Annotated in this window: 16 protein-coding genes; 10 read left to right on the plus strand and 6 right to left on the minus strand. The window is 68.8% G+C overall.

Annotated elements, in window-relative coordinates:
* Positions 1 to 30: 30 nt before the first annotated feature.
* From pdxS to AC5Y4T_RS15215, 4 genes are all read left to right on the plus strand, one after another.
* Positions 31 to 936 carry a pyridoxal 5'-phosphate synthase lyase subunit PdxS gene (gene pdxS / locus AC5Y4T_RS15200; protein ID WP_499919568.1) on the plus strand — a complete coding sequence of 302 codons (906 nt, stop codon included), beginning with the start codon at positions 31 to 33 and terminating at the stop codon, positions 934 to 936.
* 10 nt (positions 937 to 946) lie between these two features.
* Complete coding sequence (gene tesB / locus AC5Y4T_RS15205) at positions 947 to 1,792, plus strand: acyl-CoA thioesterase II (protein ID WP_499919569.1); 846 nt, start codon at positions 947 to 949, stop codon at positions 1,790 to 1,792.
* Entirely contained in the window at positions 1,789 to 2,406 is a 618-nt protein-coding gene (pdxT, locus tag AC5Y4T_RS15210; protein ID WP_499919570.1) for a pyridoxal 5'-phosphate synthase glutaminase subunit PdxT, read from the plus strand. Before tesB ends, pdxT begins: the two co-directional genes overlap by 4 nt.
* Positions 2,407 to 2,509: 103 nt before the next feature.
* Positions 2,510 to 3,265, plus strand: coding sequence for a YebC/PmpR family DNA-binding transcriptional regulator (locus AC5Y4T_RS15215; RefSeq protein WP_463833598.1), 756 nt, complete (start codon positions 2,510 to 2,512; stop codon positions 3,263 to 3,265).
* Between the two features lie 93 nt (positions 3,266 to 3,358).
* On the opposite strand, the gene AC5Y4T_RS15220 is transcribed toward AC5Y4T_RS15215, so the two are convergent.
* The 5 genes from AC5Y4T_RS15220 to AC5Y4T_RS15240 are packed head-to-tail and all read right to left on the minus strand — an operon-like array spanning position 3,359 to position 6,969.
* Positions 3,359 to 4,936, minus strand: coding sequence for a polyamine aminopropyltransferase (locus tag AC5Y4T_RS15220; RefSeq protein ID WP_499954103.1), 1,578 nt, complete (start codon positions 4,934 to 4,936; stop codon positions 3,359 to 3,361).
* Complete coding sequence (locus tag AC5Y4T_RS15225) at positions 4,933 to 5,388, minus strand: DUF350 domain-containing protein (protein WP_499919572.1); 456 nt, start codon at positions 5,386 to 5,388, stop codon at positions 4,933 to 4,935. Before AC5Y4T_RS15225 ends, AC5Y4T_RS15220 begins: the two co-directional genes overlap by 4 nt.
* 17 nt (positions 5,389 to 5,405) lie before the next feature.
* Positions 5,406 to 5,837 (minus strand): DUF4247 domain-containing protein, encoded by a 432-nt coding sequence (locus AC5Y4T_RS15230; protein ID WP_499954105.1) that lies wholly within the window; start codon positions 5,835 to 5,837, stop codon positions 5,406 to 5,408.
* Complete coding sequence (locus AC5Y4T_RS15235) at positions 5,834 to 6,340, minus strand: DUF2617 family protein (protein ID WP_499954107.1); 507 nt, start codon at positions 6,338 to 6,340, stop codon at positions 5,834 to 5,836. The genes AC5Y4T_RS15230 and AC5Y4T_RS15235 overlap by 4 nt, the downstream gene beginning before the upstream one ends.
* Positions 6,341 to 6,357: 17 nt before the next feature.
* The gene (locus tag AC5Y4T_RS15240; protein ID WP_499919575.1) at positions 6,358 to 6,969 is read right to left on the minus strand and encodes a DUF4178 domain-containing protein; all 612 of its coding nucleotides are present in this window, start codon (positions 6,967 to 6,969) and stop codon (positions 6,358 to 6,360) included.
* Between the two features lie 168 nt (positions 6,970 to 7,137).
* Between AC5Y4T_RS15240 and ruvC the strand changes: the two genes are divergently transcribed.
* The 6 genes from ruvC (at position 7,138) to AC5Y4T_RS15270 (ending at position 11,671) form a co-directional block, all read left to right on the plus strand.
* Positions 7,138 to 7,704, plus strand: a complete 567-nt coding sequence (gene ruvC / locus AC5Y4T_RS15245; RefSeq protein ID WP_499954109.1) for a crossover junction endodeoxyribonuclease RuvC — start codon at positions 7,138 to 7,140, stop codon at positions 7,702 to 7,704.
* Positions 7,701 to 8,303 (plus strand): Holliday junction branch migration protein RuvA, encoded by a 603-nt coding sequence (ruvA, locus tag AC5Y4T_RS15250; RefSeq protein WP_499954111.1) that lies wholly within the window; start codon positions 7,701 to 7,703, stop codon positions 8,301 to 8,303. Before ruvC ends, ruvA begins: the two co-directional genes overlap by 4 nt.
* A complete protein-coding gene (gene ruvB, locus AC5Y4T_RS15255) occupies positions 8,300 to 9,346 on the plus strand; it encodes a Holliday junction branch migration DNA helicase RuvB (protein WP_499919578.1) in 1,047 nt (348 codons plus the stop codon). The genes ruvA and ruvB overlap by 4 nt, the downstream gene beginning before the upstream one ends.
* Positions 9,347 to 9,587: 241 nt before the next feature.
* Positions 9,588 to 10,310 carry a hypothetical protein gene (locus AC5Y4T_RS15260; protein WP_499919579.1) on the plus strand — a complete coding sequence of 241 codons (723 nt, stop codon included), beginning with the start codon at positions 9,588 to 9,590 and terminating at the stop codon, positions 10,308 to 10,310.
* A gap of 153 nt (positions 10,311 to 10,463) precedes the next feature.
* Positions 10,464 to 10,847 carry a DUF1304 domain-containing protein gene (locus AC5Y4T_RS15265; RefSeq protein WP_499919580.1) on the plus strand — a complete coding sequence of 128 codons (384 nt, stop codon included), beginning with the start codon at positions 10,464 to 10,466 and terminating at the stop codon, positions 10,845 to 10,847.
* A 131-nt stretch (positions 10,848 to 10,978) separates the two neighbouring features.
* Positions 10,979 to 11,671 (plus strand): hypothetical protein, encoded by a 693-nt coding sequence (locus tag AC5Y4T_RS15270; RefSeq protein WP_499919582.1) that lies wholly within the window; start codon positions 10,979 to 10,981, stop codon positions 11,669 to 11,671.
* A gap of 63 nt (positions 11,672 to 11,734) precedes the next feature.
* On the opposite strand, the gene car is transcribed toward AC5Y4T_RS15270, so the two are convergent.
* Positions 11,735 to 15,247, minus strand: coding sequence for a carboxylic acid reductase (gene car, locus AC5Y4T_RS15275; protein WP_499954113.1), 3,513 nt, complete (start codon positions 15,245 to 15,247; stop codon positions 11,735 to 11,737).
* Positions 15,248 to 15,317 lie beyond the last annotated feature (70 nt).

The raw sequence follows: 15,317 nt of genomic DNA on the forward strand, positions 1-15,317 counted from the left end.
GGGTCGACAACGTTTGAAGGAGATCATGCAGTGAGTACGGCCCACCCACCGAACGGGCGAACCGGAACGGCGCGCGTCAAACGCGGCATGGCCGAGATGCTCAAGGGCGGCGTCATCATGGACGTCGTCACCCCCGAGCAGGCCAAGATCGCCGAGGCCGCCGGCGCGGTCGCCGTCATGGCGCTGGAACGGGTGCCCGCCGACATCCGCGCGCAAGGTGGTGTGTCGCGGATGAGCGACCCCGACATGATCGAGGGCATCATCGCCGCCGTGACCATCCCGGTGATGGCCAAGGCCCGCATCGGCCACTTCGTCGAGGCTCAGATCCTGCAGAGCCTCGGCGTGGACTACGTCGACGAGTCTGAGGTGCTCACCCCGGCGGACTACACCCACCACATCGACAAGTGGAAGTTCACCGTGCCGTTCGTGTGCGGGGCGACCAACCTCGGTGAGGCGCTGCGCCGCATCAGCGAGGGCGCGGCGATGATCCGCTCCAAGGGCGAAGCCGGCACCGGTGACGTCTCCAACGCGACCACGCACATGCGGGCGATCGGCGGCGAGATCCGCCGCCTGACGTCGTTGTCGGAGGACGAATTGTACGTCGCCGCAAAGGAATTGCGGGCGCCCTACGACCTGGTTGTCGAGGTGGCCAGGGCGGGCAAGCTGCCGGTGACGCTGTTCACCGCGGGCGGCATCGCCACCCCGGCGGATGCGGCGATGATGATGCAGCTCGGCGCCGAGGGCGTATTCGTCGGTTCGGGGATCTTCAAGTCCGGCGATCCCGCCGCGCGCGCGGCCGCGATCGTCAAGGCGACCACCTTCTACGACGATCCCGACGTGCTCGCCAAGGTGTCGCGCGGGCTGGGCGACGCGATGGTCGGCATCAACGTCGAGCAGATCGCGGAGCCCCACCGGCTGGCCGAACGCGGCTGGTAAGAACTTCTCCGTGGCGATCGAAGAGATCCTCGATCTCGAGCAACTCGAGGTCAACATCTACCGTGGTCGGGTTTTCAGCCCGGAGTCGGGATATTTCCAGCGCACGTTCGGCGGTCACGTGGCGGGGCAGTCGCTCGTCTCGGCGGTTCGCACCGTGGACCCGCACTACCAGGTCCACTCGCTGCACGGTTACTTCCTGCGGCCCGGCGACGCCAACGAGCCCACGGTGTTCATCGTCGAGCGCACCCGCGACGGCGGGTCATTCGCTACCCGGCGCGTCAATGCCATCCAGCACGGCGAAATCATCTTTTCCATGGGGGCGTCGTTCCAGACCGACCAGGAGGGCATCCACCACCAGGACGTCATGCCCGCCGCCGCGCCGCCGGACGGCCTGCCCGGTCTGGACTCGATCAAGGTGTTCGACGACGCCGGGTTCAAACAGTTCGAGGAGTGGGACGTCTGCATCGTGCCCCGAGAGAAGCTGCACCTCTCGCCGGTCAAGGCCTCCCAACAGCAGGTGTGGTTCCGCCACCGTGATCCGCTGCCCGACGACCCGGTGCTGCACATCTGCGCGCTGGCCTACATGAGCGACCTGACGCTGCTGGGATCGGCGCAGGTCAACCACCTCGATGTGCGCGAGCACCTGCAGGTGGCGTCGCTGGACCACGCCATGTGGTTCATGCGGGCGTTCCGGGCCGACGAGTGGCTGCTCTACGACCAGAGCTCGCCGTCGGCCAGCGGCGGCCGCTCGCTGTGCCAGGGCAAGATCTTCACCCAGTCCGGTGAGATGGTTGCGGCGGTCATGCAGGAGGGGCTGACCCGCTTCAAGCGTGGGTACCAGCCGACCAACCAGTGAGCGCCCCGCGGATCGGGGTCCTGGCACTGCAGGGCGACACCCGCGAGCACCTGGCGGCCCTGCGGGAGGCGGGAGCCGAGTCGATGCCGGTGCGCCGGCGCAGCGAGCTGGAGGCGGTGGACGGGCTGGTCATCCCCGGCGGGGAATCGACCACCATGAGCCACCTGCTGCTCGATCTCGGGCTGCTCGAGCCGTTGCGGGGCTTGCTGGCCGACGGGCTGCCCGCCTACGGCGCGTGCGCCGGGATGATCCTGCTGGCCAGCGAGATCCTGGACGCCGGCGCGGGCGGGCGCGAGGCGCTGCCGCTGCGTGCAATCGATATGACGGTGCGGCGCAACGCCTTTGGACGACAGGTCGATTCTTTCGAGGGGGACATCCCGTTCGCGGGGCTGAGCGATCCGGTGCGCGCGGTATTCATCCGGGCCCCCTGGGTCGAGCGAGCCGGCGACGACGTCGAGGTGCTGGCCAGCGCGGCCGGCCACGTCGTCGCAGTGAAGCAGGGCTTGGTGCTGGCGACGGCGTTTCACCCCGAGATGACCGGCGACCGCCGCATCCACCACCTGTTCGTCGACCTGGTGACCGGTGCCGGCACGCCGAACGTCACGCAGGAGTGACGCTCGGCGGCGACTGCCGCGCTGGCGTGACGTTCGGTGCATCGACCGTCCACGTAGACTCGTCTGGCGAACTTTCCAGAGATAGAAGAGGTACGAGACACCGATGAGCGGCCATTCCAAGTGGGCGACCACCAAGCACCAGAAGGCCGTCAAAGACGCGCGTCGTGGCAAGGAATTCGCCCGGCTGATCAAAAACATCGAGGTCGCCGCCCGTACCGGCGGTGGTGACCCGGCCGGCAACCCGACGCTGTACGACGCCATTCAGAAGGCGAAGAAGACCTCGGTGCCCAACGACAACATCGAACGCGCCCGCAAGCGCGGCGCGGGCGAGGAAGCCGGCGGCGCCGACTACCAGACCATCATGTACGAGGGTTACGGCCCCAACGGCGTGGCGGTGCTGATCGAGTGCCTCACCGACAACCGCAACCGCGCGGCCGGCGAGGTCCGGGTGGCGGTGACCCGCAACGGCGGCAACATGGCCGACCCCGGATCGGTGTCCTATCTGTTCACCCGCAAGGGCGTCGTCACGCTCGAGAAGAACGGGCTCACCGAAGACGATGTGCTGACCGCCGTGCTGGACGCCGGTGCCGAGGACGTCAACGACCTCGGCGAGAGCTTCGAGGTCATCTCCGAGCCGACCGATCTCGTCGCGGTGCGCACGGCGCTGCAGGACGCCGGCATCGACTACGAATCGGCCGAGGCCAGCTTCCAGCCCTCGGTCAGCGTGCCGGTCGACGTCGAGGGCGCGCGCAAGGTGTTCAAGCTGGTCGACGCGCTGGAGGACAGCGACGACGTGCAGAACGTCTGGACCAATGTCGACCTGTCCGACGAGGTGCTCGCCGCCCTCGACGAGGACTAGTTCGGCTCTCGCCGAGCGTGCCTGCAGGGCGAGATTCAGGCCGATTTGTCGCCATCAGTGCACGCTCGGCGGGACCAAGGCCGCCAGCAATGGCTAGTCGTATCCGTGCCGCATGTCCTCGACGATGCGCGGGTTGTCCAGGGTCGACGGGTCCACCGGGCGCGGCCCGATGTCGCCGGAGAAGACGCCCGCGGCGTCGAGCACCTGCTGGTTGAGGTAGCGCAGCGGCGGCGCATTGGTGGGCACCTTCGGCACGGGTGCGGCGTCGGCGCGCTGCGCAAGGGCGAATCCCCAGTCACCGAACGTGGGCACGTGCACGTGATACGGCGTGACCGCGTAGCCGGCCGCCCGGATCGTCGATACCGTGCGCCAATACGCCGTCGGGGTGGAGAACGGACTGCCCGCCTGCACCACCATCAGCCCACCGGGTGCGAGCGCGCGGGCGGCCAGCGCGTAGAACTCCGTGGAGTACAGCCGGCCCAGCACGGGTGTGTCGGGGTCGGGAAGGTCGACGATCACCGCGTCGAAGCGGTCCACGTTCGGCCCGCGCAACCAGTTCATCGCGTCCTCGATCAGCACGGCCACCCGGGGGTTGTCCAGCGAGCCGCCATTGGCGGCGCGCAGCGTGGTGCGGGCGACGTCGATCACCGCGGGGTCGAGCTCGACCTGTACGATCTTGGAAACGCCTGGCTGGCGCAGTAATTCGCGCGCCGCCAGGCCGTCTCCGCCGCCCAGCACCAGCACCGAATGGGCGCCTTGGGAAACCCCGCCGAGGGCGGGGTAGACGAGGCTCTCGGTGTAGCGGTACTCGTCGCGGGTGGAGAACTGCAGCCCCCCATTGAGATACAGCCGGGTGTCGTTGCCGCGGCGGGTCACCACGATCTCCTGATAGGCCGTGTGCCGGTAGGCGATGATCGGGTCGGCGTAAAGCCTTTGCCTGCTTGTTGTTTCGATGTCGGCCGAACGCAGCAGCAGGGTGGCGAGCAGCCCAACGGCGGCGGCCAGCGCGCACATCGCCAGCATCAGCTTCCGCGTCGAAACCACTTGCCGCAACAGGAAAATCGCTACGACGGCGGCGGCCGCCAGGTTGATCATGCCGGTGGCGGCCGCACCGCGGATCATCCCCAACTGCGGCAGCAACAGGAACGGCCAGACCAGCCCGCCCAGCAGCGCGCCCAGGTAGTCGGCGGCGTTGAGGTTGGCCAGCGTCCGCCCGGCATCGGCGGCACCGGCTGTCCGGCCACCTTGCAGCAGCGTCATCAGCAGCGGCACCTCGGCGCCCACCAGAGCACCGATAAGCGCCGTGCTCAACGCGAGCACCCACGTCGACCCGTCCACGAACGCGAACACCACGTACAGCGCCGCCGCCGACAGGCCGCCGATGATGCCCAGCAGCGCCTCGACGGCGATGAAGGTGATCGCGGCGTGCGCCAGCAGGGGTTTGACCAGCAGGGCGCCCACGCCCAGCGCGGCGATGTAGCCCGCGACGATCAGGGAGGTGGCGACGATCCCGCCGCCGTCGAGGCTGGCCGACAGCGTCAGCAGCGCGAGTTCGTACACGATGCCGCAGGCCGCGCACGCCGCCACCGCGGCCAGCAGCAGCGCCCGCCATCGACCCGACGGCCCCGCGGCCGGCGCCGCCCCGGGCGGCCGCACATCGACAGCGCTCATGACACCGCCGCGGCGGTCACCCCTCCCACGGCGAGCAGTATCAGCGCCACGGCGAACGATCCCGGATGCAGCTCCGGCTCGTCGATGTGCTCGTGGAAGCTGCCCGGTATCAGCAGGTGCATCGCCAGCAGCGCTATCCCCAGCAGGATCACGCCCATCAGCCCGTACACCGCCACGCCCAGGAGTCCCTGGCCCAGCTGGCTATAGCTGTTGGCGATGGCGGTGATGATGACGACGGTCAGGGCGATGTACATCGCGCCCGCGACCACCACGGCGTTGGGGCGGCGGTCGATGAACACCAGCTGGCGCAACTTCCCCGGGGTCAGCAGGTCGACCGCGTAGAACCCGATGAGAAGCACGGCCATGCCGACGACGAAGTACAGGATCGTCGCGACCGCGCCCTTCAGCACGGGATTGATGTCGACGGTGCCGATCTCGACGGCGAGGTACATGGTGCTCTCCTTTGCGTTCACTTGATTCCGCCGGGGCCGCCGGGGGTGCCTCCGGCGCCGCCCGAGGGGGATCCAGGGGAAAATCCGGGGCCCAGGAAGATGAAGGCGCCGTGGCTGTATCCGGCGCTCAGCGGTTCGACGCGGATGCTGCACTGATAACCGCCGTCGGGGCCGACGATCACGATGTTGTTGCTGTAACGCAGGTACTCGGTCTTGCCGTTGTCGGCCCGCGCGTCGGGTTGGGCGTAGTCGGCCAGCGCGTCGGCGACCTGTTCGGGCGAACCGGTGCACTGGTAGCGGGTCCCGTTCGCGTCGCGGGCGTACTCGTGATAATGACCGGCCACGTACGAGCCAATGTTCTTCTGGAGCAAGATGATTCCGAAGATCAGGCACGCCACGGCGGCCGCGCCCAGCACTCCGGCGATCACGAAAAGGCGGTTGCGGCTCACGGGCGCCACCGGCTGGCCGTGTGAACCACCGTTCCGCCGCCGCCCGCGAGGCGAGCCGGGTAGAGGTGCCAGGTCTGCCAGCGCCAGCCGGTGCCGTCGGGCTCGGCGGCCAGCACGGTCAGCGCGGCGTCATCGCCGGGGAAGGTGCCGCCGAGCCAGCCGTCCAGCCGCGCGCAACGGTCGCGCAGGTCCTGCGCGAGCCGGCGAAAGCTCGCCTCGTCGTGGGTGTCGGTACGCGACTGCAGGCGGTAACCGGGTGCGTCGGTGCGCTCGGGCAGGTCGGCCCCGAGATTGCGTGCCGTGCAGGAGATTTCCTCGGAGAACGCGTGCCCGACCGCGACGACATGTGACGCGCCGAGCACACCCAGCAAGAGCGTGGCGCCGCCGGCCGGGTGGTCCAGGCGGCAGCTGGCCAGGGGAGCGGGCACGGGCGCGTTGAGCGCGAGTCCCAGCCTTTCCCCGGATACGTCCGCCGGAGTCACGGCGAGCTGATGAAGGGGCACCGGCGTGACCTCTAGCCCTACGCCGAGCTGGGTGGGGGTGCCGAATACACGGTGATTTCGCCGGGCGAGACGGACTTGCCCGTCGAAACCTCCCAGGGCATGTCCGGGGCCCAGCGCTCGAACGAGAGCAGCGCCGACTCGTCGGCGTTGGCGCAGTCGACGAACTCCATGTCTCCGCCGGCCGGCAGGCCGGTGGCGCCTTCGGTCGTGTAGGAGGCGCGGCCGCGTTCGGACTCATGGAACGTGACGCCGTCGACGACGTATTGGTCGCCGGGCCGCAGGGACACATCCTTGCGTTTGACCCACATCGCCAGTTCCAGGCGTCCCTCGTCCTCCTCGACGCTGAACCAGAGTGGTTGATCGCCGCCCTCCAGCAGGTGCTCCCACCACACGAAGGGCCCTTCGCGGTAGGTGACCGATCCGCGCACGATGTAGTCGATGCCGCCGTAGCTCACGATGGCGCCGGGCCCGAGTTGGCGCGGCCCGAACTGCGGCATTGCGTCGGCGGAGAGCGGGTCCTGGCGCCCGCCCCGCTGGGCCGGCTGCTTGGGCCGTCGCAAAGCCACCACCAGCACCACGATGGACGCGATGAAGAGCGCCACGGCGATCATGACCAGCAGAGATCCCACGCCAATCCCTCCGTTGCCGCATTGCTCGAGCGAACGTGGGCTAAAGCTAACAGCTTTTTCATGCGTCGGCGTCCCAACGTTGCCCCGGGAAGCGCCGCGTGTCCTACCCAGACCTGTCGCCGGTGGCCGTAAGGTATCGAACAGCTGTTCTACTAGATGGGAGCGGGAATGCGGGTGATGGGCGTCGATCCCGGCCTGACCCGATGCGGTCTGTCGGTCGTCGAAACCGGGCGGGGGCGCGCGGTGGTCGCGCTCGATGTCGACGTGGTGCGCACGCCCTCGGACGCGCCGCTCGCCGAGCGGCTCCTGACGATCAGCGATGCCGTCGAGCATTGGCTGGCGACCCACCAGCCGGACGTCGTGGCGATCGAGCGGGTGTTCTCCCAACTCAACGTGTCGACCGTGATGGGGACCGCCCAGGCCGGCGGCGTCGTCGCGCTGGCCGCGGCCAAACGCGGCGTCGACGTGCACTTCCACACCCCCAGCGAGGTCAAGGCCGCGGTCACCGGAAACGGCGCCGCCGATAAGGCCCAAGTCACCGCGATGGTCACCAGAATCCTTGCGCTGCAAGCCAAACCGACACCGGCGGACGCCGCGGACGCGCTGGCGCTGGCGATTTGCCATTGCTGGCGGGCGCCGATGATCGCCCGGATGGCCGCGGCGGAGGCGATGGCCGCCGAGCAGCGGCGAAAATACAAGGCCACGCTGGACGCCAAGCTGAAGGCGGCGCGATGATCGCCTCGGTGCGCGGCGAGGTTCTCGAGGTGGCGCTCGATCACGTGGTGATCGAGGCCGCCGGCGTCGGCTATCGGGTGAACGCGACGCCGTCGACGTTGTCCACGCTGCGGGCCGGGACCGAGGCACGGCTGATCACCGCGATGATCGTCCGCGAGGACTCGATGACGCTCTACGGTTTCGCCGACGCCGACGCCCGCGACCTGTTCCTGACGCTGCTGTCGGTGTCGGGGGTGGGGCCGCGGCTGGCGATGGCGACCCTGGCCGTACACGACGCCGGGGCGCTGCGACAGGCGCTGCACGACGGCGACGTCACCGCGCTGACCCGGGTGCCCGGGATAGGCAAGCGCAGCGCCGAACGGATGGTCCTGGAATTGCGCGACAAGGTCGGCGCCGGCTTCGCGGCCGGCGGGGCGTCCCCGGCGGCGGGCCTCAACGGCCACGCGATCCGCGGGCCGGTGGTGGAGGCCCTGGTCGGGCTCGGTTTCGCCGTCAAGCAGGCCGAGGAAGCCACCGACAAGGTGCTGGCCGCCGACCACGGCGCCACCACGACGGCCGCGCTGCGCGCCGCCCTGTCGATGCTGGGCAAGTCCCGATGACCGACGACTACGAGGAACGAGAGGTCTCCCCGGCGCTGACCGTGGGCGAGGGCGACATCGACGTCAGCCTGCGTCCGCGCTCGCTGCGCGAGTTCATCGGCCAGCCGCGGGTGCGCGAGCAGCTGCAGCTCGTCCTTGAGGGCGCCAAAAACCGCGGCGGCACGCCCGACCACATCCTGTTGTCCGGTCCGCCGGGGCTGGGCAAGACGTCACTGGCGATGATCATCGCGGCCGAGCTCGGGTCCTCGCTGCGGATGACGTCGGGCCCCGCGCTGGAACGCGCCGGTGACCTGGCGGCGATGCTGTCCAACCTGGTCGAGCACGACGTGCTGTTCATCGACGAGATCCACCGCATCGCCCGGCCCGCCGAGGAGATGCTCTACCTGGCCATGGAGGACTTCCGGGTCGATGTGGTGGTCGGCAAGGGTCCTGGGGCGACGTCGATTCCGCTGGAGCTGGCGCCGTTCACCCTGGTCGGCGCGACCACCCGGTCGGGCGCGCTGACCGGTCCGCTGCGGGATCGGTTCGGTTTCACCGCGCATATGGACTTCTACGAGCCCTCCGAGCTGGAGCGGGTGCTGGCCCGCTCCGCCGGGATCCTGGGCATCGAACTCGGCGGCGACGCGGCCGAGGAGATCGCCCGGCGCTCGCGGGGGACACCGCGGATCGCCAACCGGTTGTTGCGCCGGGTCCGCGACTTCGCCGAGGTGCGCGCCGACGGCGTGATCACCCGCGACGTCGCCAAGGCCGCGCTGGCGGTCTACGACGTCGACGAGCTGGGCCTGGACCGGCTGGACCGGGCCGTGCTTTCGGCGCTGACCCGCAGCTTCGGCGGCGGACCGGTCGGGGTGTCGACGCTGGCGGTGGCGGTGGGAGAGGAGGCCGCCACCGTGGAGGAGGTGTGCGAGCCGTTCCTGGTGCGTGCCGGCATGGTCGCGCGGACGCCGCGAGGCCGGGTGGCGACCGCCCAGGCCTGGACGCACCTCGGCATGACCCCTCCGGCCGGCGTCACCGGCTTCGGACAGGCCGGTCTGTTCGATTAGCGGGCCGCCCAATCGCGGCCAAATCGTGACCTTTGCGCCCAGCCTGTCCCGGGTGACCGTCCGATGGTGCCTCCGGCCTGCTCAGACCCGCCCGCATCGTCGATCGCGCGGCCTCGGCCACGCCGGGCGAGCCTCGCCCCAGCGGCCTCAGCAAACACATGGGCACCGCGGGAGCGGTTACACCCCAGGACCCTCGGGTAACCAGCCTCACAGCAGTCATACCTGTCTGAAGGAGGTTCCGATGAGGACCAGAAGCCACGACTACGATCGCCCTCGCGCGTTGTACATGCCACGGACCCGCGGCGCGCTAACCGGGTTACTTCTCATTCTTCTGGGTGCGTGGGGCGCATTGGTGCCCTTCTTCGGGCCCAACATCGACTGGGCGTACATGGCGGATCCGGCATGGACGTGGACCACGGCCAAAGGCTGGCTGGAGGTGCTCCCCGGGGCAGCGGCCGCGCTCGGCGGTTTGCTGGTGCTCATGTCCGGGAACCGCGCCAGCGCCGTGTTCGGCGGCTGGCTCGCGGTCGCGGGCGGCGCCTGGTTCGTCGTCGGCCGGGCGTTCGCGTCGACGCTCGGAATCGGTGACCTCGGTCAACCGATGGCCTCGACGGACCTCAAGCGGGCCCTGCTCGAGGTCACCTACTTCTCCGGCCTGGGCGCCCTGATCGTGTTCCTGGGCGGGGCCGCGGTTGCGCGGCTGGCCGTTCGCCACGCCCGAGACGTCGTCGTTGCAGAGCCGGCGCCGGTGGCAGGCCAAACCGTGCCGGCCGCTGAACCGGCGATGTACGACGAGGGTCGCGTCCCGGCGGGAGCACCTTCGGACGCCATGGCCGGTGAGCCGGCGCCCCGCGGGCGCACCGGTGGTGGCCTGTTACGTCGGCGGTCCGGCGAGGGCGGCCTGTTCCGCCGGCGCACCGAAGGTGGCGGCTTATTCCACCGGCACCACCACGCGGGCGCCTAGTCGGAGGTAGGGCGGAAGGCACCGGTAGCGCCGGCTACCGGTGCCTGTTCGCGCGTCAGCCTGGTCCCGGTGAGCGCCGGTCGGTAAAGTTCACCGGCGCCCCGCCGTGCGGAACCGGACCGCGTAGCGGGCCCGAATCGGCGAGGAGGAGCGATGATCGCCACCGCCCTGGTGTTCGCCGCACTGGCGGCGTTGCTGCACGTCTACATCTTTGTAATGGAATCGTTGACCTGGACCTCGCCGCGCACCCGCGCGACCTTCGGAACCACCGAAGCCGAAGCCGAAACCACCAAGCTGCTCGCCTTCAACCAAGGGTTCTACAACCTTTTCCTGGCCGTCGTCACCGGTGTGGGCATCATCGCAGTTGCCCTGGGCCACACAGGTATTGGAGCGTCGCTCGTCTTCGCCGGGGTCGGATCGATGGCCGCCGCCGCGCTGGTTCTGATCGCGTCCGACCGCGACAAGGCGCGCGCCGCCGCGACGCAGGGCACGCTCCCGGCGATCGCAATCGTGCTCCTGCTGCTCGGCCTGCAGTAGTAACACCAGTCTCATCAGCCTCAATGGTCACGGCGAGCGGTCGCTTTCGGCCGCCCCATGGGTTAGTAGTGGAAGGCGCTGGGTAACCACCCCAGGCCGGAAAACGACCCGGTATTCAACGAGGGGATGTCATGAAATACGCAGAAGACGGCCACACCCGCGGGCTGGGTATCCCGCGCTCGCGCGGCGCGGTCAGCGGATTGCTCCTGGTCATCTTGGGAGCGTGGGGGGCGTTAATACCGTTTGTTGGTCCGCACTTCAACTTCGCCTACACACCGGACCGGGACTGGGCATGGAGCACGGCCCGGGGCTGGCTCGAGGTCGCCCCAGGCGCGGCGGCCGTACTGGGCGGCCTGCTGCTGATCGTCGCCGGGAACCGTGTCGCCGCCATGCTGGGCGGTTGGCTGGCCGTGCTGGCCGGCGCCTGGTTTGTCGTGGGCGGCCAGGTCGCCCCTCTGTTGGGAATCGGCTCCGCCGGTGACCCGATTGCCGCGACCGATCGCAAGCGCGCGGTGCTCGAGGTCACGTACTTCTCGGGCCTGGGCGTGCTGATCGTGTTCCTGGGCGGGGTCGCGCTCGCCCGCACCGCCGCGCGCCTGGCGCGCGACGTCCATCCGGTGGCCGCCGAACGCGCCGCGACGCCGGCCGTCGAGCCCTACCGGGATTCGACTTACGACGAGCCCGCCGAGGTCTCCTCGGGAGCGCTGACCAAGCCCCGGTCCGCGGCCGACGCCGAACCCAAGCGGGGATGGCGCCGTAACCGCTCCGGTACAGGGTCCGGTACCAACGCCGCCTACCTGCGCTGGCCGCACCCGCAGCAGTAGCCTTGCACAACAAGTAAGCCGCCCAGCCCCGAAAAGGCTGGGCGGCTTACTGTTTGGCCTACCTCAGAGCAGTCCGAGCAACTGCAGGTTGGTGATGTACTTGACGATCACCGGCGCCGACACGTGCGGAATGTCTTTGTCGGGACCGATTTTCGCTTCCTGCACGGCCGCACGGAACACATCGGTGGGTGCCATCGAGCCGTTGATCGGCTTATCCGGCTCCTGGTAGTTGTGCAACAGCGGCAGCAGCGAGTACTGGCGCTGCCGATCCGGCAGGGCCCGCAGCGAGGTCTCGAACCGCCGCAGCCATTCGGAGTAATCGGCGATGCGCTCGATCGAATAGCCGGCCTCGACCAGCCAGTCGATGTACTCGTCGAGCCCGATGCCGTCGTCGTACGGGTTCATCACGTGGTACGTCTGGAAGCCGGTGTCGCTCTCGGTGATCTGCGTTCCCAGCGTCGAGATCGCCGCGGCGATGAACTCGACCGGCAGACCGTCGTAGTGTGCCCGCTGCCGGTTGCCCTCGGCGTCGAGCTCGTAGAACGAACCGGGCGCGATACCCGTGGCGACCAGGCTCAGCATCAGCCGGGTGAACATGTCCGGCAGGTTGAGCTGTCCGGCATAGGTGGTGTCGGCCAGGATCATGTCGCAGCGGAACACCGCGACCGGCAGGCCGCACAGGTCGTGTGCCTCACGCAGTAGCACCTCGCCCGCCCACTTGCTGTTGCCGTAGCCGTTGGCGTAGTTGTCGTTGATCTCGCGGGTGGCGCTGATCTGCCGGATATCGGCGTTCTCGACGAACGTGCCGGGCCGGATCTGGTCGCCGACGCCGATCGTCGACACGTACGTGTACGGCTTTTGCTTGGACGTCAACGCAATCCGGATCAGCTCCGCGGTACCCAAGGCGTTGGGCCCGAACAGCTCGCTGTACGGCAACACGTGGTTGACCAGTGCCGCCGGGTCGACGATCACGTCGACCTCCTCGGCCAGGCGCTGCCAGGTCTGCTGGTCCAGGCCGAGGTTGGCCTCGCCCTTGTCTCCCGCGATCACCTCGAGGTGGTCGGCGGCCAACTGCTGGTAGTGCGCCAACAGTTTCGGGTCGCCGCTGTCGAAGGTCTTGTCCAGCCGGGCCCGCGCCTCCTCGTCAGACTTGGCCCGCACCAAGGCGATCACCTTGCCGTCGACCATGTCCATCCGCTCGAGCCAGTCCAGTGCCAGGTAGCGGCCCAGGAATCCGGTCGCACCGGTCAGCAGCACGGTGCGCACCTCGGTCGCCGGCTTCGGCAGGCTCGGCGCACCGGCCAGGGTCGCCTCGTCGATGAACTTGTCCAGCGTGAGGTCGCTGGCGTGCACCGTGGTGGCGCCACGCCCGTGCACGGCGGCGAACGTCGGCCGCTTGGAACCCTGCCGCTCGGCCTCGATGTAGGCGGCCACGGCTGCCAGGTCGTTGGCCGGGCTGACGATGACACCCACCGGCACGTCGACGTCGAAGATCTCGCGCAACAGGTTGCCGAATGTCAACGCGGACAACGAGTCTCCACCCAGATCGGTGAAGTGCGCGTCGGGGGCGATGTCGCCGGCCGCGGCACCCAGCATGGCGGCCGCGGCCCGGCTCACCGTCTGCAGCACGGGCGCGTCGGCGCCGCTGCGGCGCAGTTCGGCCAACTCGTTGGCCTGTCCCGCGGCCAGGTCGGCGTAGATCTGCTCGAGCCGTTCGCCGTAGTGCTGCTTCAGCTTCGGCCACGCCAGCTTCCGGATCCCGGTCAGCAGACCGTTTTCCAGTGTGAACGGGGTGGTCTCGACGATGAAGTCGCGCGGCACCTCGTAGGACTGCAGGTCGGCCTCTTTGGCGACCTTCTGCAGCGAGTCCGCGATCTTCGGCTTGAGCGACTCGATGTCGCCCGACGCCAACGCCTCTTCGGTCGGCACCACGACGGCCAGCAGGTAGGGCTGAGAGCTGTTGCCGTAGACGTAGATCTGACGGATCAGCGGGCTGTTGCCGAACACCGCCTCCAGTTTGGCCAGCGTCACGAACTCGCCCTGCGCGAGCTTCAGCACGTTGTTGCGGCGGTCGACGTACACCAGCCGGTCCGGGGCGACCTCGGCGAACACGTCACCGGTCCGGTAGTAGCCGTCCTCGCTGAACACGTTGGCGGTGGTCTCGGCCCGCTTGTAGTAGCCGGGGAACATGTTCTCGGTGCTCAGCAACAGCTCACCGCGCGGATGCGGCCGGTCGGTGCTGAAGTAACCGAGATCCGGAACGTCGACCAGCTTGTAGTCGATCACCGGCGGACGCTGAATCTCCCCGTCGAACAACACCATTCCGGCCTCGGTCGAGCCGTAGCCGTCCATCAGGTGCATCTGCAGCAGCGACTCGGCCCACTTCTTCAGTTCCGGTGAGATGGGTGCGGAGCCCGTCATCGCGAAGATGAACCGCCCGCCCAGCAGGTACTGGCGCTGTTCGTCCAGGACCGCGGCCTCGACCGCCTCGCGCTCCCCGCCGTCGGCCAGGCGACGCTCGACCTGGCGCTGGAATTCGCCGAACAGCGTCTCCCAGATGCGCGGAACGAAGTTCAGCTCGGTGGGGCGCGCCAACTCGAGGTCCTCGAGCAGGGTGGACAGGTCGCTGCGGGCCGCGAAGTAGGCGGTGCCGCCATTGCCCAGGGTGCCGTAGAGGATTCCGCGTCCCATGACGTGACTCATCGGCATGAAGTTGAGGGTGATCGACGCGGCGCTTTCGCCGAACCAGTTCTTGCTGCCGCGCCGCCACATCTTGCCGACGTTGCTCTGCGGGTACATCGCGCCCTTGGGGGCGCCGGTGCTTCCGGAGGTGTAGATCAGCAGGGCCAGCGAGTCCTCGGCGGTCTCCGGCTCGGCAACAGCCGGAAGGTCCTCGCCGCGCCGCAACGCGTCGGCGAGCTGCTCGACGGCGACGCCGGCGCCGGCCAGCCGCGCCACGGCGTTTTCCACGGCCTCGCGCTGGTCGTCGACCTCGGGCTGGTAGTCGAACACGACGAGCTTGCCGGGCATGTGGTCGCCGGACAGGATCAGCTCCACGGCGTCGGTCAGCTGGTTGACGCTCGACGCGATCAGGCTGGGCTCGGTCTCGGTCACGATCGGCTGCAGCGACGTGATCGCCGCGCTGGTCTGCAGCGGCACCGACACGGCGCCGATGGTGCCCAGCGCGATGTCGATGGTGGCGTAGTCAACGCTGTTGAAGCCCAGCACGCAGACGCGGTCACCGGGGTTGACCGAGTCACTGAGCCAGGCGCGGCCGAGGGCCGAAACCCGTTGGCCGAGTTCGCCATACGTGACGGTCTCGAAGCGGGGGAGCAGCTCGGCCGACGTGCGTCCGGTCGTGGCGTCCTTGACGAACTCGACGGCACGCTGCGCCAGCGCCGGCCGGTCGGCGTAGCCGTCCAGCACGGTCCGAATGATCTGGGGCAGCCGCAGCCCGGGCTTTTCGAGGGCGGCGGTGATCGCCGGATCCGGTCGGGCGGCAGCGAACTGCGGGTCGTTGGCAATGAGTTCTTCGACGCGACGGTCGAGTTGTTCGTCATGAATTGCAGTCGACATAAACAGATCCCTTGCAAATGAAAGTTAGCGAGTCAATATGCGCTGTCCGCGCTGACGTATAGAACGTTAG

Source organism: Mycobacterium sp. NGS11 (assembly GCF_059813315.1).